Here is a 23,886-nt window from a genome sequence, read left to right as displayed (position 1 = left end):
CTCACCCCAACTCCATATGTTTGGCGCGCAGCTGTCCGCATGCGGCCGCAATATCATGGCCCTGCTCACGGCGGATGGTTACGTTCACGCCCTGGTCGGCCAGAATACGCTGAAATTCAAATATATCATTACGGGAAGTCCGGACGTATTTGCGCTCCGGCACATGGTTAACCGGAATCAGGTTGACGTGGCACAGCATCGTCTTAAGGACACCGGCCAGTTCCTTGGCGTGTTCAGGCTGGTCATTAACCCCGCCAATCAGAGCGTATTCGAAGCTGATCCGGCGGCCTGTCTTGGCCTGATAGTAACGCAGGGATTCAATTACGTCATCAAACGGGTAACGACGGTTAACCGGCATCAGCTTGGAACGCAGCGCATCATTCGGTGCATGGATCGAAATCGCCAGATTGATCTGGGTGTCTTCGTCGGCGAATTTGTAAATGTTCGGCACAATGCCGCTGGTGGAGACAGTGATGTGGCGCTGTCCGATATTCAGCCCTTTTTCATGGATCATCAGCCGCAGGAATCTCATGGTGGCATCGTAGTTCTCGAACGGCTCACCTGTACCCATGATAACGATACTGCTGACACGTTCATTACGCTCATCTAGAATTTGCTGGGAGCGAACTACCTGGGCGACAATCTCGCCGGCAGTAAGGTCGCGTTTCAGCCCGCCCAGCGTGGAGGCGCAGAACGTACAGCCGATCCGGCAGCCCACCTGTGTCGTTACACATACGCTGTTGCCATAATTGTGTTTCATAATAACTGTTTCGATTGCATGATCATCATGCAGGCCGAACAGGAATTTCACTGTACCGTCCTTGGACTCCAGCTTCGTAATTTCAGTCAGTGCGTTAATTCTGAACTGATCGTCCAGCTTTGCACGCAGCGCCTTGGACAGGTTGCTCATCGATTCAAAATCATTGACCCGCTTGACGTACAGCCAGTCGAAGATCTGCCCTCCGCGGAAAGCCGGCTCTCCGTTGTCTTTAGCCCACTGCTGCAATTCTTCTAAAGAAAAATCATATATTAAAGGTTTCATTATTATTAGCACCTGTTCTTTCATAAAAGTATAAAACATTATCCCGGGACGGCTGTCAACAATCTGAGGTTTTACGCAAAACGGACACCAATCCTCTATGGACGATATGTCCCTTCTTCTAAAGGATATGCGTATTATTTCTCATTCTTCCTATTTTAACACAAAATTCAGAGACGGTAAAAGAAAAGCCCGCCGCGCAGCAGAATCTGCGGGCGGGACCTCTGTCAATCTTCGGCCGGTCTGCTAACTTACAAGAGTCGCTGCAGCCGGGCAATATAGAAACCGTCGCTCCCGAAATGGTGCGGCAGCAGCTGGATTCCCTCGCCGGCCGCCAGGGCAGTATCCCTGGTCCGCTCCCAGACCGGCGAGTTGAAGCTTACCGGAGCAAAGTCCGGGTTCTGATTCAGAAAAGCAGACACAACCGCGCTGTTCTCTGCCTGTTCGGTCGTACAGGTGCTGTAGACCAGCACTCCGCCGGGCTTCAGCAGCTTGGAGACGGATTGCAGCAGCTCAGCCTGCAGTCCGGCAATGCTGTCCACATCCTCCGGCTGCTTGCGCCATTTGAGGTCCGGCTTGCGCCGGATCACCCCGAGCCCCGAGCATGGAGCATCCAGCAGAATCCGGTCAAAGGACTCCGCCGGGAGCTCAGCTGCAAGCTCAAGCGCATCTGCGCTGCCTGTCGTGATGCAGTCCAGTCCGAGCCGCCCGGCCTGATCCGAGATCAGCTTGGCCTTATGGGCATGCAGGTCGTTGGCATAGATATAGCCATCGTCCTTCATCAGTTCGCCCATGTGCGCGCTTTTGCCGCCCGGAGCAGCGCAGCAGTCAAGCACTCTCATGCCGGACTCCGGAGCAACAGCTTCGGCGACCAGCATGGAGCTCTCATCCTGAACGGACAGATAGCCGTCCGTATACCAGGAGGACAGAGCAAGATTGCCGGCGCCCTTGACGACGATGCCATACGGGCTAAGCCTGGAAGCAGACGCATTCACTCCCGCCTCCAGCATCTCTTCAAGCAGCCTGTCCCGGCTGATCATTGTTGTATTCACCCGGACGCTGACAGCCGGCGGCTCATTATTGGCGGCACACATCGCTTCTGCAGTGCCGATTCCGTACTCAGCGGCCCAGCGTTCCACCATCCATAACGGATGGGAGTAGAGGATCGAGATCCGCTCAGCCTCATTCAGGCCCTTCTTCAGCACAGGCAGCTCACCGGCACGCAGCACGCTGCGCAGCACCCCGTTAACCATCCCGGAGATGCCCTGGTGGCCGCGTTTCTTGGCGATATTAACCGCTTCATTGACGGCAGCATGCGGCGGAATCCGGTCCAGATACATGATTTGATACAGGCTCAGGCGCAGCAGATTACGAACCCAAGGTGCAAGCTTGGCTATTCCTTTGCTTACGAAATCCTCCAGCACATAATCCAGTGTAATCAGGCGGGATAATGTACCATACACAAGCTCCGTAGCCAGTCCGGAATCCTCGCGGCTGAGCCCGGACTTCTGCAGGCTGCTGTTCAGCAGCAGGTTACTGTAAGCTCCCTCCTGCTCGACCCGGACCAGCACATCAAGCGCTACGGAGCGGGCAGAAGCTGCCGGACGGCTGCCCTTATCTGCACCTTTAGCGGCAGCCGTACTGCCGCCCTGTCTGCTGTTATTGCCCTGCGGCTTGCCTGCACCGCCTGTGCGGCCGAGGCGTTGTCCGCCACGGCCGGACCCTCCGCCGTTCATGCCCGCGCTCAACCCAGCACCGTCCCGGGACTCATAGCCGCTCCGCGGCTGAAGTCACCGGCGTTCATCGCCTTTTTGCCTGCCGGCTGCACAGAGGTCAGCAGCAGTGAACCGTCACCGGTGCTCACCTCTACACCGCGCTCATTAACTGCAAGTACTGTCCCCGGTGCTGCGGAAGCTGATGACTGCTTATCAGCCGGCTTAACAGCTGCCCACACTTTAAAGGTTTCGCCGTTCCAGAGCGTGAACGCTCCTGAGAACGGAACAAGTCCGCGGATCCGGTTGTAGATTTCACGAGAACCTGCACTCCAGTCGATCCGCTCGTCATCACGGCTAAGGTTCGGCGCATAGGTTGCTTCGTTGTCATCCTGCTTCACCGCTTCTACCCGGCCCTCTGCCAGTCTCGGCATTTCCGTCTTCAGCAGATCACATCCGGCCAGACTCAGTTTTTCAAACAGGTCGCCTGCCGTATCCTCATCTTCAATAGGCACCTCAACCCGTGAAATCATGTCACCGGTATCCAGTCCTTCAGCCATGTACATCAGTGTAACTCCGGTAACCGTCTCTCCGTTGATGATACAGCGCTGGATCGGCGCACCTCCGCGGTATTGTGGCAGCAAGGAGCCGTGAACATTAACACATCCGTTACGCGGCAGATCCAGCACACTCTTAGGCAGAATCTGGCCATAGGCGGCAGTAACGATAAGATCCGGCGCATACTCTGCCAGCTCTGCCACCGACTCCGGACGGCGGAGCCTTTCCGGCTGCAGCACAGGAAGCCCCAGTGCCAGTGCCGCTTCCTTTACAGGAGTTGGCACCAGTGTCTTCTTGCGTCCCTGCGGACGGTCAGGCTGTGTTACAACAGCTACCACTTCATAGCCTTCCTCCACAAGCATTTTCAGGGACGGCACGGCAAAGGCCGGTGTACCCATGAATACTATTTTCATTCCGTTCACTCCCCGGACTCGCTGTTCTCAGCAGTATACTCATAGACTTTCTCGGCGATATCGGTAAATAATACACCGTTGAGATGGTCAATTTCGTGCAAAAATGCCCGGGCCAGAAGACCGCTGCCCGTAATGATAACCTCGTTGCCTTCACGGTCAAGCCCGCGTACGGTTACTGTCTCTGCCCGGCGGACATCACCATTCAATCCCGGAATACTCAGGCAGCCCTCAGGTCCGAACTGTTCGCCTTCTGCGCTTACGACTTCCGGATTAATCAGCTTGATCAGCCCATGCTCCTCATCGGCATCCACGACGATCAGCCGTTTCAGAATGCCCACCTGCGGTGCAGCTAGGCCGACGCCTTCCGCATCATACATAGTATCAGCCATATCATCCAGCAGCTTCTGGACGTTAGGCGTAATTTTGGTTACAGGCTTGGCTATTTTGTGCAATACCTCATCCGGTTCTTTAACGATTAATCTGATTGCCATTTCACGTACACCATCCTTATTCTGAACTTCTAAATTCTCTTTATTGTATCACGCCATAAGGCTACATCAACATCTGCGGGTCTACATCAATGCTGATCTGCAGGTTATTGTCGCGGACCGAATCCTCCAGCTCCTCGGCAATCTTTCGGGCCAGCCCGATGGCATCAATCGATCCCCGCCATTTGATGATGCACTGAAACCGGTATCTTCCCTTCAGCTTCGGCAGCGGGGAAGCAACCGGGCCAAGCAGGTCAAGCGCATCCGCAGACAGCTTATCCAGGCTGGCGAACCAGCGGAGCTGCCTGGCCCGGCCCTGCAGATTCAGCGCATAATTCTCAGCCATCTTCAGCAGCAGCGGAAGCTGCTCATGTGAGAGAGTGACAAGAATAAGCCGGCAGTAAGGCGGGTAATGCAGGGCTCTGCGGTGCTTCAGCTCTTCGCGGACAAACGAGGTATAATCATGTCCGCTGGCATGCACGATCGAGTAATGCTCGGGCGTGTAGGACTGCACTACAACTTCACCGGGAAGCTGGTGCCTGCCTGCGCGTCCGGCCACTTGTGTAAGCAGCTGGAATGTCTTCTCGCCGGCACGGAAATCCGGCAGATTCAGCGCGGAATCTGCCGTAATGACTCCGACAAGGGTCACATCCGGAAAGTCCAGCCCTTTGGCCACCATCTGCGTACCGAGCAGAACATCAGCCTTTTTGTCTCTGAACTGGTTCAGCAGCTTCTCATGCGAGCCCTTTTCTGTTGTTGTATCCACATCCATCCGGATAACCCGGATCCCCGGGAAAAGCTTACCCAGCTCCTCCTCGACCCGCTGGGTCCCTGTACCAAAAAAGCGGATGTGTTCACTGCCGCATTCAGGACAGACCTTGGGCGAGGGTTCCGCATGGCCGCAGTAATGACAGCGCAAATTGTCACTGCGGCTGTGGTAGGTAAGCGAAATGTCGCATTCCGGGCAAGTGGCCACAAAACCACAGCTGCGGCACATGACAAAGGTGGAGAAGCCTCTACGGTTCAGGAGCAGTACCGTCTGCTCCCCTTTCTCCAGCCTGCTCTCCAGTGCAGCATGCAGCCTGCGGCTGAACATCGAGCGGTTACCTTCCTTCAGCTCATCGCGCATATCCACTACATGCACCTTAGGCAGTGCATTGCCCAGGGCACGGGTCGGCATTTCCAGCAGCACCGGCGAGAAGTGAATGTCGCTCTGCGATCTGGCTGCATGGTAGCTCTCCAGCGACGGGGTGGCGGAGCCGAGAATAACTGCCGCTCCCCCCTGTTCCGCCCTGCGGACAGCTACATCCCGGGCATGATATTTAGGATTCTCCTCCTGTTTGTAGGAGGACTCATGCTCTTCATCCATAATAATTAGGCCGAGGTTGGCAAACGGGGCAAATACAGCCGAGCGGGCCCCGACGGCAACCATCGCTTTGCCTTCCCTGATCTTACGCCATTCGTCATAGCGTTCACCGACAGACAGGCGGCTGTGCATTACAGCTACGCCGCTGCCGAACCGTCCTTTGAACCGTTCGACCATCTGCGGGGTGAGCGCGATTTCCGGTACAAGCACGACAGCCTGTCTGCCCTGATCCATAGCACGCTGTATACACTGCAGATAAATTTCAGTCTTGCCGCTTCCGGTTACCCCGTGCAGCAGAAAAACCTCATGCTGCTGTTCATCAACCGTCCGGGCAATCCGCGTGTAAACCTGCTGCTGTTCCGGCGTAAGCGGCAAAGGCGTGCTTGGCTTGAAGTCGCGGCCCCGGTAAGGGTCACGGTAAACCTCAATCTCACTGATCTCAATGTAGCCCTTTTCTTCCAGCGCCTTTACCGTACCTGCCGTAACCTGCAGAACAGCCAGCAGATCCTTCATCGGCATCGGCAGCATCTGCTCCATGTCAATCAGGTATGACAGCACATCCTTCTGCCGTGCAGACCGTGCCGGAAAGGTGCTGAGTGATTCGCGGGCTGCAGCCAGCCCGATCGCCAGGTCAACGGCCTTCAGCTTCTTCTTGCCCATCTTATCCTTGATGGACTGGCTCTCGGTCAACACTCCCCGGCGAAGCATAAACTTCACCGTCTCTGCCGCTCCAGGGAAGCTGCGGGTCAGCTGCTTCATGGACACTTCGCCCGCTTTTCTGACGAAATCAATGATCGTCTGCTCCTCGAGATCCTCCTCCAGGAACAGCGGAAACAGTTCGTCTGCAGGCTTATCTGCAGCTCCAGCCCCCTCCCCCAGAGAAATCAGGCGTTCAGCTTTGCCTTTGAGTGCGGTTGGCAGCATAGCCTGCAGGGCAGAAATCCGCCGGCAGGCATAACGCTGGCTCATCCAGTCACCTAATTCAACCAGCTCCGGCGACAGCGGCGGGAGCAGGTCAAGCACCTCCTGGATCGGTTTTAATCCGGAGGCAGCACCAGTCTCGCCGGATTCCAGCGAAACTACAAACCCCTGAACCGTCCGGTGGCCGAAGGGCACAGCTACCCGGCTGCCGACCTCAATCCACAGCCGCAGAGCGTCAGGAATAGAATAGTCGAACGGCCGGTCGGTGCTGCGCACAGGAACATCGACAATGACCTTCGCTATCTCCATTATCGCGTTACTCCGGATGTCCGTTCCGCTGCAAGCGCCAGCAGACGGCGCGCCACCTCATCCTTGGAGCTGAGCGGGAGATCCAGCACCAGCCCGTCCGCATCATAGATGGACACAATGTTGGTATCTGTGCCGAATCCTGCCCCCGCTTTGGAGACATCATTGGCAACAATCAGATCCAGATTTTTGCGGATTAGCTTATCCCTTGCATAAAATTCCAAATTACTCGTTTCGGCGGCAAAGCCGATCAGGAACTGGCCGTCCTTCGACTTGCCCAGACTCTCCAGAATGTCCGTTGTCTTAACCAGCTCAAGCGTCAGGGTATCCCCGCTTTTTTTAATCTTGTCATCTGCGCTGTGCTTCGGACGGTAATCGGCTACTGCAGCCGCCATGATTAAAATATCGCATCCATTCCGGCGGCTGGCAACCGAATCCAGCATGGACTGGGCTGATTCTACCCGGACCAGCTCAATACCGGGATCCTGGGGCGGCGCTTCATCTGTCCGTGCGGCTATCAGGGTAACCTCTGCCCCCATTGCTCGCGCGGCCCGCGCAATCGCAAAGCCCATTTTGCCGGAGGAATCATTGGAAATGTAGCGGACCGGATCGATGCGCTCAACGGTTCCGCCTGCGGTAACCACTACTTTTTTGCCGCTTAAAGGACCTTTAGCCTGAGCAGTTTGAATATTGAAATAGTTCTCGACCACGCGGACGATGGATTCCGGTTCTTCCAGTCTGCCTTTGCCTACATATCCGCAGGCCAGCAGACCCTCGCCGGGTTCGATAAACTGCACACCGCGGGCAGCAAGTGTATTCATATTGCTGACTACCGCCGGATGCTGGTACATGTGGACATTCATCGCTGGTGCGATCATAACAGGTGCAGTCGTGGCAAGCAGCGTGGTGGACAGCATATCATCAGCCAGCCCGTGGGCCATTTTGGCGATCATATTGGCGGTTGCCGGTGCAATCAGCACCAGATCGGCAGCACCTGCCAGATCAATATGAGAGATAGAAGCGGGGTCACGCTCCTGGAAGGTATCACTGTATACCCGTTGTTTGGACAGCGACTGAAAAGTCAGCTCGGTAATAAACTGTTTGGCCGAAGCTGTCATAATAACATGGACCTCAGCTCCCTTTTGGGTCAGCTTGCTGGTCAAGGCTGCCGCCTTATAGGCTGCAATGCCTCCTGTAACGCCAAGGATAATGGTTTTGCCTGTTAAGCTGTTCAACATAATCCCCCCTGTTTCAAGCCTGTGAACAGGCTCCAATGAACCGGAAATGATAACCGGAATCGAGATGATAGTGTACTCATCCTTATACCGGCATGAAGAAACGGCTGCGCCGCCTTCAGGTCGAGGCTGGCACCCGTTTCAAATGTCAGACAAAAACGGCTGCGCTGTCCTTCAAGGGCGCTATCCGTTTCTGCAGAAATATAAGGATAATTTATAGTGTAGAACATATAAATTCTCATATTTTAAAAAAATAACAACCTTCCGGTTGTCAGGAACAGCCCTGATAAGGGCTACATATGACATTGTACAGCATAACCTCCGCTAACCGGAGAAAACGGCTCCTTCATCGCAGCCGTTTTCTGCAGGTGTAGCAAAAGGGGAGAATATCCTACTCTTCGCCCCGGGTTACAACAATGCGGTCTTCGTAGATTTCTTCGAGCGCAACACCAACGAACTTATGCGATTTTGGCGCTTTAATGTCCGTTTTGCCGCCTTCACGGAGCAGTCTTGCCCGGCGGGCTGCAGCGACAACCAGCGAATACTTGCTGTCAACCTTGTTCATCATTTCATCAATAGACGGATATAGCACGTAAGACACCTCTTCATCGTTTACTTTAAATATGGTTCTTTGCAGGAAGCGCGCATTATCTTACCTTGCAGTGCTCGGCAATTATAATGCTCTCAATACGTTTGCAGGCGAGGTCGATCTCATCATTCACTACGGCGTAGTCATAGTGCCGGATCAGCCCAATCTCATCCTCGGCAACAGACATGCGGTGGCTGATTACATCAGGATGCTCCGTACCGCGTCCGCGGATCCGGTCCTTGAGCTCATCCATCGACGGCGGAAGCAGGAATACAAAGATTCCCTCAGGAAACTTCTCCTTGACCTTAAGTGCTCCCTGGACTTCAATCTCCAGAATGATATCCTTGCCGCTCTCCAGTGTCTGCTCCACAAAATCACGCGGAGTCCCGTAATAGTTCCCCACATATTCTGCATGTTCCAGCAGCTGATCCGCTTCTATCATTGCCGCAAATTCATCTCTGCTCTTGAAAAAATAGTTGACTCCGTTCTCTTCGCCTTCACGCGGATTCCGGGTGGTGGCAGATACGGAATAGACAAGCTCAGGCATTTTCGGTCTAAGTGCAGTACACACCGTGCCTTTGCCAACGCCGGAAGGTCCGGATAAGATAATCAGCAATCCTTTTGACATAGTACACTCCAATTGTTGTTATTCGTCGTTATCGTCATCTTTACTGGACAAGCGGTGTGCCACTGTCTCCGGCTGAACGGCTGACAGAATGACATGGTCACTGTCTGTGATGATGACAGCCCGCGTCCGGCGGCCATAGGTTGCATCGATCAGCATATGCCGGTCTCTTGCTTCCTGGATAATACGCTTGATTGGTGCAGATTCCGGGCTGACAATGGAAATAATACGGTTGGCCGATACGATATTCCCAAAGCCGATGTTAATTAATTTGATTGCCATGTTCCGGTTGTTCCCCCCATAAGTTACATCATCGCTTGCCGAAATTCCTGTTACTCCAAATTAGCGGCCTGCTCACGAATCTTCTCCAGTTCCGCTTTCATCTCAAGCGTAAGGTTCACCAGATTCAGATGATTGCATTTCGACCCGATTGTATTCGTCTCCCTGTTCATCTCCTGAATGAGAAAATCCAGCTTGCGTCCTGCCGGCTCGCTTCCGTTCAACAGGGTCCTGCATTGTTCAAAATGACTGTACAACCGGGTAAGCTCTTCATCAATATTACAGCGGTCAGCAAAGATAGCTATTTCCATTCCGAATTTATGCTCTTCAAAAGGGAACGTTCCGTCATTCAGCTCGCCTAGCCGCTGCCGCAGCTTATCGCGGTATTCACTTACAACCTCAGGGGCAAGTGCAACCATCGCTGCATGCAGCTCTTCCAGATGGACAAGCCTGCGCGACAGATCAGCAGCAAGATAGCTTCCTTCGCGGGCACGCATCTGAAGCAGTGACTGCAGGCTCTGCGTTAATCCCCGTTCAAGCATCTCGGAGCATTCTTCAGGTGTACCGGCATTTACGGCCGCCGGCCCCTCCCTGGGTTCCATTACACCGGGCATAGAAAGTATATCATGCAAAGTCAACTCTCCTGTAAGCCCGAACTCCTTCTTCAGCGCTTCCGCCGCTTCCAGATAGGATTTCACCGCCGGCCGGTTCAGCTCCTGTAAAGCAGCCGTCTCCTCCGCGGTTTCCCTGTTAATGATGACATCTACCCGTCCCCGTTTGATATGGTTCTGCACAGTCTTGCGCAGCATATCCTCATAAACCGTCCAATCCCGGGGCATCCGCAGCACAACTTCGCAGTAACGGTTATTCACCGATTTGACTTCGAACGTAATCTTGTAACCGCCGAATTGCAGGGATGATTGACCGTATCCGGTCATGCTAAATGACAACGGAATCACATCCATTACACTATTGTAATTGATTCTTACTAGCGAAACAAGGGGGACAATTTACGCCCCTGCTTGGCCCAAATATACTCAAGCAGCTGTACACTCATGTCGTAGAACATAAACGGAGTCATCAGATAAATGCCGTTAAAATGCGCCGTGGCCGCATCAAGCAGCTCCTTGGCAATAGCGACACCTTCTGCCCGTCCGGCTTCGCCTTCCAGCCCCTGCATCCGTCTGCGCACCTCATCCGACAGCTGGATTCCAGGCACCTCGTTATGCAGGTATTCGGCATTGCGGCCGCTGGCCAGCGGCATAACACCGATGAAGATCGGAATGTCCAGGTGCTTCGTCGCTGCCGCAATATTTGCAATCAGCTCAGGGTCATAGACAGGCTGGGTCATAATATAATCTGCGCCGGAGGCGATCTTTTTCTCCAGGCGCTGTACCGCTTTGTCGAGATGCTTCACGTTCGGGTTAAACGCAGCCCCGATCACAAATTTGGCCTTCTGCTTGAGCGGCTTGCCTGAGAAGGCAATCCCGTCATTAAGCTGCTTGATCATCCGGATGATCTCGAAGGAGGTCAGATCGTAAATGGAGCTGGAGCCCGGCAGATCGCCGAACCGCGCCGGATCTCCGGTAACAGCCAGCACATGATCAATGCCTAGCGCATCAAAGCCCATCAGATGGGACTGGGTTCCGATCAGATTACGGTCCCGGCAGGCAACATGCACAAGCGGCCGGAGTCCGGTACGGGATTGTACCAGCGATCCGAGCGCCATGTTGCTCATCCGTGTTACAGCAAGGGAGTTGTCAGCAAGTGTCAGGGCATCTGCACCTGCTCTGCGCAGCGCTTCCGCGCCTTTCATGAACTTCGTGATATCCAGTTCACGCGGCGGGTCAAGCTCCACGATTACCGTATGGCGCTCCTTCACCAGATCAACCAGATTCGGCTCGCGGCCGCTCCGGCTGCCGTCATCCTCCAGATGCTCATGTACGGTAATGCTGCCTGTGCTCTGTTTCACTGCCGGCTCCGGCAGCGGCTGTGCGACATAGCCGCGCAGCGCAGCCGATATTTCAGCGATATGCTGCGGTGTTGTACCGCAGCATCCGCCGATGATCCGGCTGCCCATATCCGCAAAGACCGGGGCCATCTGTCCAAAGTAATCCGGTGTTGCACCGTAGCGGTACTGCCCGTCCACATAGTCGGCGATCCCTGCATTCGGATAGACCGATACCGGCAGGGCAAGACTTCCCTGCAGCGTTCTCAAGGCACGCTTGATGCCGTTAGGTCCGGTCCGGCAGTTAAAGCCGATTACGTCTGCCCCGTCCTGCTCCAGAATGTGAAAAGCCTCCGGCAGGGTCAATCCGTCAAGCGTGCGCGCCGTCTCATCCACGGCAAGCTGGCAGATGACCGGCAGGCTGCTGAGCTTGCGGACCGCCCGCAGGGCGAGATGAAGCTCTTCTACATCATAGAAGGTCTCCAGCATAATGCCGTCAGGCTGCTCTTCCAGCAGAGCGGAAAACTGCTGGGTATAGAAGCGCTTAAGCTCTGCTGCAGACAGATTCGCCCGTTTGCCCGCACGGATGGAGCCTACAGCTCCAACCACATAACCGGCTTCCCCGGCTGCCTTCTGCGCGATCCGCACACCGGCGCGGTTAATCTCCTCCACCTTGCCCTCGAGGCCGAACTTGGCCAGCTTGTCATAATTGGCGGAGTACGTGTTGCTCTCCAGGAGCACAGCCCCGGCTTCTATATAGCTGCGGTGTACATCTTCAATAACCTCAGGAGAGTTCAAATTCAATTCTTCATAGGAGATGCCGACAGGGAAGCCCTTTTGATATAAAAAGGTTCCCATCGCCCCGTCTCCGACCAACACGTTATTCTTCCATGCAGAGCGCAAATCCGGCTTCACCGCAAGAACCTCCCCTATACTGTCATTAGTTTCATACTAATGTAACATAAAACGGGATGGATGATAAGCATTCGGACTCCGCAAATATCGGCCGGACGGGCGGCTTGCCTGCATGGCATTACAGAAAATGCCCATACTACTTTTATTAACCAGCAAAGGACTGTTCCGGTTGAAAAGAAAAACGCGCAGGCTGCTGATCCGCAAATATACTGTTATCGTTATTTTATCTGTACTATCCCTGCTGTATCTATATCTGCTGGACTGGATGTTCGGCTACGGACAGGGGAATATTGCCTATATCCTCAATTACCTGCTGTATTCCGCTTCCGAAAAGCTGGCCGCTGCCGTCATGCTGCTTGCACTGGTTGTACCCGACATCATCTACTGGATCCGCGGCACTCAGCCGGGACGGGGCTCCGAAAAATAGCTGCGGACAGCCGTAATAATGATCAGAATAACAGGGATAACAATCATGAACACCGGGTAAACCGTGTACAGCAGCCTGCCGCCCTCATCCAGATGCTCAGTGAAGCTGCGGGCGTCAAGCATCGAAGTAAACAGGATAATCAGCGTGCAGGGATAGAGCATCCGCCGGTACGGAAGCTTGAACAATTCGGAAATTCCGATCAGAGCGGCGCTGAAAAAGACCGACATTTTGAAAAAGACCCCGATAATCAGCACCATCACCACAAAAATATCCACCCGCTGGATGAAATCCGAAATCGAGATTTTACTGATGGTCGGCATCAGCGGCAGCGGGGAACGCTTTACGATATCCGCCCCCAGCACTGAAATATTCAGGGCCATCGTGGCGCTGAGCAGCAGCGCGGAAAATAGCATGGCGGCAGCAATGATCCACGGGCCTTTACGGGCATCCGACAGATAGGGCATCAGCATCGTAAAGACAATCATTTCGCCGAACGGGAACATATAATTCTGATGCACTACTGACTCCGCTACCGGCCAGAAGCCATCCTCCAGCACAGGCAGGAGATGCTGCAGATTAATAGAGCCTGACAGCATCAGCAGCACCATACTGAACAATCCGATCATCAGGACAATCGTCGTAAACACCAGTGAAGTCCGCGTGAGCACCTCCGTACCTTTATGCAGCACATAAGAGCTCGACAGGATCATCAGCATACTGAGGATAAACAGCGGTGTATTGTGCATTGTGGCCATCGCCAGCATCGTACTTCCGTCACGCAGCCCCCTGCCCGAAAGATTCATATACAAAATAATGTACAGCAGCGCAACCGGTGTCCCCGCCGTCCTTCCGAGCAGCTTGCGGGTATAGCCGACGAATGTAAGTTCAGGATGCTTTCTGTACAGATAAGCGTACCCCGTAAACATCAGCAGGCCGGCCAGCGAACCGACCAGGATCGAAAGCCAGGCATCCCTGCCGGCCCCCATGCCCAGATTGACAACCAGCGAAGTACCCAGCTCGAACAGCAGTGTAATACTGAAAAACTGGAGTAATCCGATTTTTACTTTTCCCATTCTGTCCCTCCTCCGCTCTACGGATTCACCTGAAAGGAGCTGCTGCGCATATCGGTATGCCGGATGACTGCATCAGCATCAATTTTATATTCACAGTCTGCAAAAACATCCTCCCAGTGGTCTCTTATCTTTTTCCAGCTGCGCGGATTCTTCCGCTCCATCGCCTGTCCGAAACCTATATAATCACTTTTATATTTTTTTGCTGTCTCTATGGCTGCCTTGATTTTCTCGGCGGTGTCTTCTGTGAGCATGGGGGCAAGATTCTGGAGTGTCTCAGGGGAAGTAAGATCCAGGCTGTTCGGGCTTTCCTTGATCGAGGCCTGCTGGCTGATTTTCACAGTAAAAACCGGATGCTCCGGATCTGCCGCCTTTACGCCTACTTCAAGCTGGGACTGGTATACATTAAAGGCAAGGAAGCTCGCACCGGGATACCGGACCACTGCCGGATAGCCTTTGATTTTATTATGCAAAAGCGCTGTCGCCAGTGCAGTGTCCCCCTTCAGCCAGCCTATCAGTCTGTCATCCTTGAAAGCGGCAAGCTCCGTTACTTTGAGCACAGCTTGCGGGGCAATGGTTTTCATATTGTCATTCGTATCCGCGCTTTCACGGCTGCCGTCAGTAATGACACCGTTAATAACCGGTCCCCCGCCCCTGAGCTGAATGCCCCTGATTACGTCGTCAACTTCCATCCGGTAGTTATAACCGAAATGCTTGGAGGTCGTATCCAGCTTCTCTACCAGATCATTGGCAGGAATTTTGCTGAATACGGTCATGGTTGACATAATGTCTCTGGCAGTCTGATTTTTGGCAATAAAAATCAAACTGGTAAGCCGGGTGTCGCTCTCCCGCTCAAGTACATCCAGCATATCCTTAATCCCTTCCCTGGCAAGCTTTTCGGATATAACCAGAACACGGACATGGCCCAGCGAGAGAAAACGTGCCGTCTGGCGTGAAGCATTAGCCAGCGCCTCATACATCGTATGCCCTTTGCCGGTATATAAGGCAACCGGCGAAATGCCGCGTGCGTTTTCTCCGGATATTTCGTCGGCAACAATGACCTGGAAGGAGAGGACAAATTTTTCGTCCTCCCCTTCACCCCTGTCAATGGCAACCCCGGATACAATTGCCCGCCGGTTGAGCTCGACGCTGTCCCAGCATCCGCTCAATACAAACAGAATGGACAGCTGAAGTGTAAGGAGCAGAACCAGGGATAAGCTACTTCTTCTCATCACGCACCTCCTCCCCGTCCTGCCGAACGGTGCCGCCGTCCCCATTCTTCCGGATGAGCGGTGCCAGCGCAGCCTCATGTCCTGACGTTATCTTTTTGTAAGCCGGCATTTCCGCCCTTAGCTGCGCCGGAGATTTACCGGGCTTCATCAGCCACAGCGGCAGTCTGAGGATGCTGTCCTTCTGCCCTTTCACGGACAGCGGGACAAACGGGGACAGATAAGGTATGCCGAATGAGCGCAGGCTGTTCATGTGTGCAACCAGTACGATGAGGCCAAGCGTAATGCCATAGAATCCGAACATTCCGCCCAGCAGCAGGAAGCCGAAACGGATGATCCGCCCGGCAATCGCCATGTTGTAGGCAGGGATGGCAAAGCTCGCAATGCCGGTAAGCGCAATAACGATAACCATGATAGGCGTTATAATGCCTGCCTCCACGACCGCTGAGCCGAGAATCAGCGCCCCGACAACCGAAACGGTCTGACCGATGACCCGCGGCATCCGCACTCCCGCTTCACGCAGAATTTCAAAAGCGCCTTCCATCAGCAGTGCTTCAACAAAGGCCGGAAACGGTACGGTTTCCCGCTGTGAGAGCAGGTTGATCAGCAGGGTGGTCGGGATCATCTCATAGTGATATGTAGTAAGGGCGATATACACCGACGGGCCCAGCAGCAGCACGATAAAGCTGACATACCGGACAATGCGCATCAGAATCGCAATATCAAACCGCTGGGAATAGTCTTCGGCAGACTGGAAGAACTGGGTGAATACAGCAGGAAGGATCAGCACAAAGGGGGTTCCGTCCACAATAATGACTACCCTGCCTTCAAGCAGATTGCCTGCCGCTACGTCCGGACGTTCAGAATTATAGATGGTCGGAAAAGGCGTAAACGTCTTGTCCTGGATCAGCTCTTCAATAAATCCCGATTCCAGCACCTCGTCGACCGCCACCTTGTTCAGCCGGTTCCGCACTTCCTCTACCAGATCCTCACCTGCCAGCTCCTTCATATACAGCATGGCTACATGGGTGTGTGTCTCTGTACCGATTCTCGTATATTCCAGCCGCAGCTTCGGTGATTTAATCCGTCTGCGGATCAGCGATATGTTGGTGGCCACTGATTCCACAAACCCGTCCTTAGGTCCGCGCACTACCATCTGTGAGGATGACTCCTCCACAGAACGGGCTTCACCGCCTTTGGTATCGCACATAACCGCATTAGTAGAACCATCTATCAGCACAGCCGTATCCCCGGACAGTACGGCCAGCAGGAGATCATTCCAATTATCCGTGAGCTCGGCATCCCCAAGTTCCAGAATGCCGCTGAGCAGCTGCTCCGGCAGCCGGGCAGGATCTGACGTATTGCCGGAGCTCAGCTTTTGCGGATCCGCCAGAAGTGATCCGATTACAAATTCATTGACCGCATCAGCATCAGCCAGCCCGCTGATATGGACTGCGGCCGCCTGGACGGGATGCTCTCCGCCAAGCTGTATTTTGCGCACTTTAAGATCAGGACTTTCTCCAAGCCCGGCCCGGATATTGCGGATCGTCTCCTCCAGATCTTCAGTTAATCCGGACGTTACGCGGCTGGTGCCGGGTAGATCCTTCCCTCCCGCCTGGCTGTCCATGCTCCGCCGTCTGCCGTTCATCGGACTCCCCCCTTCTGATAATGGTTTCTATTATTCGCGGTTACTCCTGCCATTATTCGGCTGCTGATCCTGCCAGGCTAAAACACAAAAAAAGGATGCCCGTAAGCCGTGAGGCTTACCGGACATCCTTCGTATGAACTGCTGCAGCCTATCGGCTGATTAAACTTCTACAGTACCTGTATAGACCACCTGAGCCGGGCCGGTCATGTACACATGATTGTCCTGTTCATTCCATTCGATGAACAGATCACCGCCTTTAAGGCTGATTACGGCGCTGCGGTCTGTCAGGCCATTCAGGACAGAGGATACCAGTGTTGCGCAAGCTCCTGTGCCGCAGGCCAGGGTAGGACCTGCTCCTCGTTCCCAGACGCGCATGTCCACATGCCCGCGGTCCAGCACCGTTGCAAATTCAACGTTCACTTTTCTCGGGAAAAGAGGATGCACTTCAAGCTTGGGGCCCCAGGTGGCCAGATCAAAATTGACCGCATCCTCCACATAAATTACACAGTGCGGGTTGCCCATCGATACAGCGGTAAACTTGAACTCCGTACCCTCTGTCTCAATCGGCTGGTCCAGCACCGGCTCGGCGTCAATCGCTACCGGAATCTGTGTTCCGGATAATACAGGCTCGCCCATATCCACTGTCACGGACTCCACCACGCCGTCCTTCACCTTCAGCGACACCTTCTGCTCACCTGCGCCGATGGTTTCGATCACGATCTCTTCCGACTCCACCAGCCCGTGCTCGTAGACATACTTGGAGACACAGCGGATGGCGTTGCCGCACTGCTCGGCTTCCGAGCCGTCCGAGTTCATAATGCGCATCATATAATCGCCGCGTTCGGACGGCAAAATGTATACAAGCCCGTCAGCGCCGATTCCGAAGAACCGGTTACACAGCTTCACTGCCAGCTCTGCTGCATTTGCCGGCAGCTCCTGTTCACCGAATACGATAATAAAATCATTGCCAAGGCCGTGCATTTTTGTAAATTCCATTATAAGTCCACTCCTAAAAGGTTGTTTGGTAGCATTCACATGTGAACCAAGCATACCTCAGGGAACGGGGACAATGCTATTGACTTTATGCTGAAATTTTTGTACTTTTCATCACCGGACGGCCGCCGCTTTTGCTGCGGTTCTTTTTACCGCCCCATACGCTGCCTGCGCCCATCAGGAAGGTCGGAATGCCTGCGCTGACGAAGACCAGGCACCATTCCCGGAAGTTCAGCGGCACAGTCTTGAAGACCGGCTGCAGCACCGGCAGGTACATTACGACCAGCATCAGCACAACGGATGACAGGACGGCCAGCACCAGCGGTTTATTCTGCAGCGGGTTGCGGTGGAATACAGAGCGCGAGCTGCGGCAGTCAAACACATGGATCAGCTGGGCCATAACCAGTGTAGCGAAGGCTACAGACTGTGCCCGTATCAATTGCTCCGCACTGCCCGGAGCGGTGCGCAGTGTCAGCCAGAAGGCGCCAAGTGTGCACAGCCCGATCAGGAAGCCCCGGCTGATAATCTTCCAGCCCAGACGGCGGGCAAAAATATTCTCCTTGGCTCCGCGCGGCTTATGCTCCATCAGATCCTTCTCCGGCTGGTCAACTCCAAGGGCCATTGCCGGCAGGCCGTCAGTTACGAGGTTAACCCACAGGATCTGAATCGGCACCAGCGGGAGCGGCAGGCCCAGCATCATGGCGAAGAACATCGTCAGAATTTCACCGACATTGGAAGCCAGCAGGTAACGGATAAATTTGCGGATATTCTCGTAAATATTCCGGCCTTCCTCAATGGCGGCGACGATCGTGGAGAAATTATCGTCCCCGAGCACCAGCGCTGAGGCTTCTTTCGTAACATCCGTACCGGTGATCCCCATGGATATACCGATATCCGCCGCTTTGATCGCCGGGGCGTCATTGACACCGTCACCGGTCATGGCGACCACATGGCCGCGCCGCTGCAGGGATTTGACGATCCGCAGCTTATGTTCAGGCGACACGCGGGCGTAAACGTTGACATTATCAGATATCTTATCCAGCTCGTCGTCATCCATCCGGCTGAGCTGGGTTCCGGTCAGCACGGTTCCGCCGCGCTGCAAGATGCCGAGCTGATGGGCAATGGCTTCGGCTGTAGTGCCGTGGTCGCCGGTAATCATTACTGTCTTGATTCCTGCCCGGCGGGTTACGCTGATTGCATCACGCACCTCACGCCGCGGAGGGTCGATCATGCCGGCCAGGCCGGCAAAAACGAGCTGGCTTTCCGCTTCCTTCTCGCTGCCGGCACTCTCGCCGGAGCGCAGGTCACGGTAGGCCATGCCCAGCACCCGCAGGGCCCCGGAGGCCATCTCCTCGTTCGCTTCCAGCACCTTCTGGCGCAGCGTCGGCGTGCAGGGTACAACTGCGCCTTCCCACAGCATATAAGTGCAGCAGTTCAGCAGCACGTCCGGTGCACCCTTGGTGCAGATCATCTTTCCGCCGGGATGGCTGACGACAACGGACATCAGCTTGCGCTCCGAGTCAAACGGAAACTCCTGGTCTCGGGTATACGTTACAGCCAGCGACTGTGCAGTCAGGCCCATTTTCGCGGATAAAGCGACCAGGGCCCCTTCTGTCGGATCCCCCTTCAGCTCCCATACCGGCTGGCTGCTAAGCGGGCTCTCCGCTGCTTCGCCCTTTTCCTTCCCTTTACGTTTGCCGCGCAGCTCGGCGGGGAGGGTTTCCACGATTTCGGCATTGCTGCAGAGCGCCCCGATCTGCAGCATGCGCCGCAGATTCTGGTCATTTTTCAGATCAACCGGCTTGCCCTTTTGCGTAATCTGTCCGGCAGGGGCATAGCCCTCACCGGTTACCTCCAGAATCCGTCCGGCGTTCCACACCCGCGTCACCGTCATTTTATTCTGGGTCAATGTGCCTGTCTTGTCAGAGCAGATCACCGAGGCACAGCCCAAAGTTTCTACAGAAGGCAGCTTGCGGACGATGGCCTTTCGTTTGATCATCCGCTGCACGCCCAGAGCGAGCGCAATCGTCACAATAGCCGGCAGGCCCTCAGGAATCGCAGCTACTGCAAGGCTCACACCTGCCAGGAACATCGCCGGGGCAGGCTGCCCGTGCAGGATACCGGCAAGCACGACAACAATTGTCAGGCCCAGCGAGACATAGATCAGAATTTTACCCAGCTGCTCCAGACGGTGCTGCAGCGGGGTTTCCTGCGATTCGGTATTCTGGATCAGATCGGCGATTTTGCCCATTTCCGTGTCCATACCGGTGCGGACGACAATGGCTTTGCCCGTGCCGCGGGTAATCATGGTGCCCATGAAGCCGATATTTTTCTGGTCGCCAAGCGGCAGCTCGGCAGCATGAATGACTTCGGCATGCTTGGATACTGGCAGCGATTCCCCGGTCAGTGCTGATTCTTCCGCATACAGTGCACTGCATTCCAGCCAGCGGACATCGGCCGGAACCCGGTCACCGCTCTCCAGCAGCACGATGTCACCGGGAACCAGCTGCCTGGCCGGGATGACTTCCTGCCTGCCGCCGCGCAGCACCTTGGCATTAGGCGCAGACAGCTGCTTCAGCGCCCGCAGCGAACGTTCAGCCCGGAATTCCTGCACAAAGCCCAGCACTCCGTTAAGCAGGATAATGGCGACAATTGTAATGGCATCCAGATACTCTCCCAGCAGGCCGGATACCAGTGTCGCCCCCATCAGCACAAGCACCATAAAATCCTTGAACTGGTTAAGCAGCAGGGTCAGCGGTGATACTTTTTTACCCTCCGACAATTCGTTGAATCCGCTCTCCTTGCGTCTTTCCTCGGCTGCTTCCGCGCTCAGCCCCGCTCCCGGCTGAACGCCGAACAGCTTCTGCAGCTCCTCTGCACCGAGCCGGTGCCAGCTTTTTTGTTCCATATCGTTTCTTTCCCCTCCCGGTCGTTTCTTGACTTCCGGCGGCGCACAGCTTTTCCACCTGTTCATGACCAAGTGTATTCATGGTCGTCCCAAAATATCACTGCCCGTCTGCTTCTCCTTTTGCGCGAATGTGTTAAAGTGTGGCATCATAGGAAGAAGTACTTCATCATTTTGCGACAGGAGAGCTTTTATCATGGCATTAGACGGTATTGTTACCAGAGCGATCGTGCACGAGCTTCAGCCATTCATCGGTGCGCGTGTCGGCAAAATATATCAGCCCAGCACCCACGACCTTATTTTCATCCTGCGCGGGGCGGGAGGCGGCGGCAAGCTGCTGCTGTCTGCGAACCCGACCTATCCCCGCCTGCACCTAACCGAGCGGAACAGTGTCAACCCGGCGGAGGCGCCGATGTTCTGCATGCTGCTGCGCAAGCACTGTGAAGGCGGAACCATCGAGAGCATTACGCAGGTCGGCATGGAGCGGATTATCCATATCAACATCCGGACCCGCGACGAGCTGGGCGATGTCTCGGCCAAGCAGCTGATCATCGAGCTGATGGGCCGCCACAGCAACATCATCCTGACCGATCTTGCCAGCGGTACAATTATTGACGGCATCCATCATGTAACCCCGTCCATCAGCAGCTACCGGGTTGTGATGCCCGGAGCCGCCTACACCGAACCGCCGCAGCAGCACAAGCTGAATCCGCTGGCCGTAGATCAGGGGGCATTCATTGCCCTGGTCGCCGCTGCCGAAGAAGCAGCGCTGGCCGGAAGCGAAGAGGAGCAGGCGCCTGAAGACATGATCGAAGGGGAGCTTGCCGATCTGCTGCGCTCGCTGGAAGAACCGGCGAAAGACGGGAGCGGCGGTCCTGCCCCCTCAGCAGATCCTATGGGCTGGATGGTACATGCCTTTAGCGGCTTAAGCCCGCTGATTGCCGGAGAAATCCTGCATAGGGCAGGCAAGGAGTATAACCCGCAGAGTACGGAGGCGCCGGCACAGCTGTGGGCAGCTTTTGAATCCGTAATGAAGCCAGTCAGGGAGTTTGCGTTCGCTCCGGTTTCCGGCAATAACGCCAAAGGCAAGCCGGTCTTCTCTGCCATACAACTGACTATACTGGGCGGGGATGTGCGGCAGTACAGCTCGATCAGCAGCTGCCTGGAGGAATATTACGGGGACAAAGCGGAACGCGATACAGTAAAGCAGCGGGTATCTGACCTGATCCGCTTCCTCAGCAATGAGCGCAGCAAAAATGTGAAAAAGCTGGCCAAGCTGCAGAAGGATCTGGAGGAAGCGGACGACGCGGACCAGTACCGGATCTGGGGAGAGCTGCTTTTCGCCTCCCTGCATACCGTTTCCAAGGGCGACAAGGAAGCCCGGCTGGTGAATTATTACGATGAAAATCAGGCAGAGATCACGGTCCCGCTTGATCCGCTGCTCACACCGTCCGACAATGCGCAGCGTTACTTCAAGAAATATAACAAGTACAAGAACAGCCTGCTTGTGATTGAAGAACAGCAAGCCAAGACGCACGAAGAGATCACCTACATGGAAACCCTGCTGCAGCAGCTTGCTCATGCCTCACTCAACGATATCGAAGAAATCCGTGATGAGCTGATCAGCCAGGGCTATCTGCGTGACCGCAGCAAAAAGGGCAAGAAGAAGAAAAAGACGGCACGGCCGACCATCCAGGTCTACACCTCATCCGAAGGGATCGATATTTACGTCGGCAAAAACAACCTGCAGAACGAATACGTCACGAACCGCCTCGCCGCACCCAATGACACCTGGCTGCATACCAAGGACATTCCGGGTTCGCATGTCGTCATCCGCAGCGAGTCCTTCGGGGATGCCACTCTGGAGGAAGCAGCGCAGCTGGCTGCTTATTACAGCCAGGCCAAGCAGTCCAGCAGCGTTCCGGTTGACTGCACCCTGATCCGCCATGTCCGTAAGCCAAGCGGCGCCAAGCCCGGCTTCGTCATCTATGACCATCAGAAGACGCTGTTTGTGACGCCGGATGAAACGCGGATCAAAGGTCTGCCGAATACACTGAAAAGCTGAGCCGATATAAACCAAATAAGCCGTACTGCAGGAAGGATAGGCATTCCTGCAGTACGGCTTTTATATTTGTGTCCTGCTCAGGTTAATAGAGCAGCTGCAAGTTTCATAGATTGGGCGGCACCGTTGTGATGTGCCGCGTCAAGTTTATTGCCGTTCACCCGCAGCGCCGCGGAGCTGCTCCACCACAGCCGCGGGCACGTTTACACTGCCCAGATCGCCATGGAAAATGACCCCCTGACGCGCGCCGTGAAAGTCCGAGCCGCCGGTAACCAGCAGCCCGTATTCTTCGGCCATCGCCAGGTACCGCCCGGCGTCAGCCGGGTTGTGATCAGAGTGGTACGCTTCAATGCCGCGCAGTCCGCTGCGGGCAATAATCTCCCGCACCAGCGCATCATCACCGTAGATACCGGGATGGGCGAGCACCGGAGTTCCGCCTGCTTCGATAATCCATTCACAGGCTTCCTCAGGTGTAATACGCGGAGGCGATACATAGGCTGCTGCACCGTCAGCAAGGTATTTATCAAAAGCATCCCGCATATCAGCTGCCGCCCCGAGCCGCACCAGCTCATCTGCAATATGCGGCCGCCCGATGCTCTCATCCGGCTTCAGCTCACGGCCCAGATTCGCAATCACCTGCTCCAGTGTAATGCCGATGCCAAGCTCACGCAATTTAGCCAGGATCGCTTCATTCCGCGCAGCCCGGGTATCCCTCTGGGCGGCAAGTCTGGAAAGGAAAAGTTCCTGTTCAATGTCAATATAGTAGCCGAGCACATGGATCTCCTTGCCTTCTGCACGGGTGCTGATCTCCACGCCGGGTACAACCGTAATTCCGTATTTCCGGCCAGCCTCCAGTGCCTCTGCAACGCCGCTGACAGTGTCATGATCCGTAATGGCTACGGCCGACAGCCCTTTATCAAAGGCGATCCGCACGTTCTCCGCCGGAGGCTGCATGCCGTCCGAGGCCTGGGTATGCGTATGCAGGTCAGCGCGTCCCTGCAGCCCGGTCTTGCCAGTTTCTTTTGCCAAGATGTCATCCTGCTGGTTATTCATCTCTTCAACTCCGCTGTGTAAATGTTGTGATAGGGCCATGCTCTCCCATTCCTCCCGGAGAATGCCCCTCTTGATTGCGTCGTAATGCTTTTCAAAAGCCCTGCC

Annotated in this window: 19 protein-coding genes; 2 read left to right on the top strand and 17 right to left on the bottom strand. The window is 55.0% G+C overall.

Going from position 1 to position 23,886, the window contains the following annotated elements:
• Position 1: 1 nt before the first annotated feature.
• From rlmN to NST84_RS12365, 11 genes are all read right to left on the bottom strand, one after another.
• Positions 2-1,042: a 23S rRNA (adenine(2503)-C(2))-methyltransferase RlmN gene (gene rlmN / locus NST84_RS12415; protein ID WP_342565866.1), complete on the bottom strand. Its 1,041-nt coding sequence runs from the start codon at positions 1,040-1,042 to the stop codon at positions 2-4.
• Positions 1,043-1,290: 248 nt separating this feature from the next.
• A complete protein-coding gene (rsmB, locus tag NST84_RS12410; protein WP_342565865.1) occupies positions 1,291-2,775 on the bottom strand; it encodes a 16S rRNA (cytosine(967)-C(5))-methyltransferase RsmB in 1,485 nt (494 codons plus the stop codon).
• A gap of 8 nt (positions 2,776-2,783) precedes the next feature.
• Entirely contained in the window at positions 2,784-3,722 is a 939-nt protein-coding gene (fmt, locus tag NST84_RS12405) for a methionyl-tRNA formyltransferase (protein WP_342565864.1), read from the bottom strand.
• A 5-nt stretch (positions 3,723-3,727) separates the two neighbouring features.
• A complete protein-coding gene (gene def, locus NST84_RS12400) occupies positions 3,728-4,213 on the bottom strand; it encodes a peptide deformylase (protein ID WP_342565863.1) in 486 nt (161 codons plus the stop codon).
• Positions 4,214-4,274: 61 nt separating this feature from the next.
• Positions 4,275-6,806 carry a primosomal protein N' gene (gene priA / locus NST84_RS12395; RefSeq protein WP_342565862.1) on the bottom strand — a complete coding sequence of 844 codons (2,532 nt, stop codon included), beginning with the start codon at positions 6,804-6,806 and terminating at the stop codon, positions 4,275-4,277.
• On the bottom strand, positions 6,806-8,041 hold the full coding sequence (coaBC, locus tag NST84_RS12390) for a bifunctional phosphopantothenoylcysteine decarboxylase/phosphopantothenate--cysteine ligase CoaBC (protein ID WP_342565861.1): 1,236 nt from the start codon (positions 8,039-8,041) through the stop codon (positions 6,806-6,808). Before coaBC ends, priA begins: the two co-directional genes overlap by 1 nt.
• A 388-nt stretch (positions 8,042-8,429) precedes the next feature.
• A complete protein-coding gene (rpoZ, locus tag NST84_RS12385) occupies positions 8,430-8,630 on the bottom strand; it encodes a DNA-directed RNA polymerase subunit omega (protein WP_342565860.1) in 201 nt (66 codons plus the stop codon).
• A gap of 55 nt (positions 8,631-8,685) precedes the next feature.
• Positions 8,686-9,255: a guanylate kinase gene (gene gmk, locus NST84_RS12380; protein ID WP_342565859.1), complete on the bottom strand. Its 570-nt coding sequence runs from the start codon at positions 9,253-9,255 to the stop codon at positions 8,686-8,688.
• 18 nt (positions 9,256-9,273) lie between these two features.
• Positions 9,274-9,534, bottom strand: a complete 261-nt coding sequence (locus NST84_RS12375) for a DUF370 domain-containing protein (RefSeq protein WP_006209218.1) — start codon at positions 9,532-9,534, stop codon at positions 9,274-9,276.
• A 50-nt stretch (positions 9,535-9,584) separates the two neighbouring features.
• Complete coding sequence (locus tag NST84_RS12370; RefSeq protein WP_342565858.1) at positions 9,585-10,481, bottom strand: YicC/YloC family endoribonuclease; 897 nt, start codon at positions 10,479-10,481, stop codon at positions 9,585-9,587.
• A gap of 38 nt (positions 10,482-10,519) precedes the next feature.
• Positions 10,520-12,394 carry a bifunctional homocysteine S-methyltransferase/methylenetetrahydrofolate reductase gene (locus NST84_RS12365; RefSeq protein WP_342565857.1) on the bottom strand — a complete coding sequence of 625 codons (1,875 nt, stop codon included), beginning with the start codon at positions 12,392-12,394 and terminating at the stop codon, positions 10,520-10,522.
• Between the two features lie 169 nt (positions 12,395-12,563).
• On the opposite strand from NST84_RS12365, the gene NST84_RS12360 reads away from it, so the two are divergent.
• Positions 12,564-12,821, top strand: a complete 258-nt coding sequence (locus tag NST84_RS12360; RefSeq protein ID WP_342565856.1) for a hypothetical protein — start codon at positions 12,564-12,566, stop codon at positions 12,819-12,821.
• Here the strand turns inward: NST84_RS12360 and NST84_RS12355 are convergent.
• From NST84_RS12355 to NST84_RS12335, 5 genes are all read right to left on the bottom strand, one after another.
• Positions 12,794-13,894 (bottom strand): GerAB/ArcD/ProY family transporter, encoded by a 1,101-nt coding sequence (locus NST84_RS12355; protein WP_342565855.1) that lies wholly within the window; start codon positions 13,892-13,894, stop codon positions 12,794-12,796. The genes NST84_RS12360 and NST84_RS12355 overlap by 28 nt on opposite strands.
• A gap of 17 nt (positions 13,895-13,911) precedes the next feature.
• Positions 13,912-15,123 carry a Ger(x)C family spore germination protein gene (locus NST84_RS12350; protein ID WP_342565854.1) on the bottom strand — a complete coding sequence of 404 codons (1,212 nt, stop codon included), beginning with the start codon at positions 15,121-15,123 and terminating at the stop codon, positions 13,912-13,914.
• A complete protein-coding gene (locus tag NST84_RS12345; protein WP_342565853.1) occupies positions 15,110-16,768 on the bottom strand; it encodes a spore germination protein in 1,659 nt (552 codons plus the stop codon). Before NST84_RS12345 ends, NST84_RS12350 begins: the two co-directional genes overlap by 14 nt.
• Positions 16,769-16,927: 159 nt before the next feature.
• Positions 16,928-17,764, bottom strand: a complete 837-nt coding sequence (gene dapF / locus NST84_RS12340) for a diaminopimelate epimerase (RefSeq protein WP_342565852.1) — start codon at positions 17,762-17,764, stop codon at positions 16,928-16,930.
• Between the two features lie 85 nt (positions 17,765-17,849).
• Positions 17,850-20,669: a calcium-translocating P-type ATPase, SERCA-type gene (locus NST84_RS12335; protein WP_342565851.1), complete on the bottom strand. Its 2,820-nt coding sequence runs from the start codon at positions 20,667-20,669 to the stop codon at positions 17,850-17,852.
• A 193-nt stretch (positions 20,670-20,862) separates the two neighbouring features.
• On the opposite strand from NST84_RS12335, the gene NST84_RS12330 reads away from it, so the two are divergent.
• Positions 20,863-22,731, top strand: coding sequence for an NFACT RNA binding domain-containing protein (locus NST84_RS12330; protein WP_342565850.1), 1,869 nt, complete (start codon positions 20,863-20,865; stop codon positions 22,729-22,731).
• Between the two features lie 144 nt (positions 22,732-22,875).
• On the opposite strand, the gene NST84_RS12325 is transcribed toward NST84_RS12330, so the two are convergent.
• On the bottom strand, positions 22,876-23,781 hold the full coding sequence (locus NST84_RS12325; RefSeq protein WP_342566413.1) for a PHP domain-containing protein: 906 nt from the start codon (positions 23,779-23,781) through the stop codon (positions 22,876-22,878).
• Positions 23,782-23,886: the final 105 nt, after the last annotated feature.

Origin of the sequence: Paenibacillus sp. FSL R7-0345 (genome assembly GCF_038595055.1) — a bacterium.
Classification (GTDB): domain Bacteria; phylum Bacillota; class Bacilli; order Paenibacillales; family Paenibacillaceae; genus Paenibacillus_AQ.
This window is presented reverse-complemented; position numbering and strand designations above follow the sequence as displayed.

Bases quoted from the DNA above. Each gene is read 5' to 3' on its own strand.
- rsmB (WP_342565865.1), bottom strand. From the start codon at position 2,775: ATGAACGGCGGAGGGTCCGGCCGTGGCGGACAACGCCTCGGCCGCACA.
- priA (WP_342565862.1), bottom strand. From the start codon at position 6,806: ATGGAGATAGCGAAGGTCATTGTCGATGTTCCTGTGCGCAGCACCGAC.
- NST84_RS12375 (WP_006209218.1), bottom strand. From the start codon at position 9,534: ATGGCAATCAAATTAATTAACATCGGCTTTGGGAATATCGTATCGGCC.
- NST84_RS12335 (WP_342565851.1), bottom strand. From the start codon at position 20,669: ATGGAACAAAAAAGCTGGCACCGGCTCGGTGCAGAGGAGCTGCAGAAG.
- NST84_RS12325 (WP_342566413.1), bottom strand. From the start codon at position 23,781: ATGAATAACCAGCAGGATGACATCTTGGCAAAAGAAACTGGCAAGACC.
- NST84_RS12355 (WP_342565855.1), bottom strand. From the start codon at position 13,894: ATGGGAAAAGTAAAAATCGGATTACTCCAGTTTTTCAGTATTACACTG.
- NST84_RS12345 (WP_342565853.1), bottom strand. From the start codon at position 16,768: ATGAACGGCAGACGGCGGAGCATGGACAGCCAGGCGGGAGGGAAGGAT.
- def (WP_342565863.1), bottom strand. From the start codon at position 4,213: ATGGCAATCAGATTAATCGTTAAAGAACCGGATGAGGTATTGCACAAA.
- rlmN (WP_342565866.1), bottom strand. From the start codon at position 1,042: ATGAAACCTTTAATATATGATTTTTCTTTAGAAGAATTGCAGCAGTGG.
- gmk (WP_342565859.1), bottom strand. From the start codon at position 9,255: ATGTCAAAAGGATTGCTGATTATCTTATCCGGACCTTCCGGCGTTGGC.
- fmt (WP_342565864.1), bottom strand. From the start codon at position 3,722: ATGAAAATAGTATTCATGGGTACACCGGCCTTTGCCGTGCCGTCCCTG.
- NST84_RS12330 (WP_342565850.1), top strand. From the start codon at position 20,863: ATGGCATTAGACGGTATTGTTACCAGAGCGATCGTGCACGAGCTTCAG.
- coaBC (WP_342565861.1), bottom strand. From the start codon at position 8,041: ATGTTGAACAGCTTAACAGGCAAAACCATTATCCTTGGCGTTACAGGA.
- NST84_RS12350 (WP_342565854.1), bottom strand. From the start codon at position 15,123: ATGAGAAGAAGTAGCTTATCCCTGGTTCTGCTCCTTACACTTCAGCTG.
- dapF (WP_342565852.1), bottom strand. From the start codon at position 17,764: ATGGAATTTACAAAAATGCACGGCCTTGGCAATGATTTTATTATCGTA.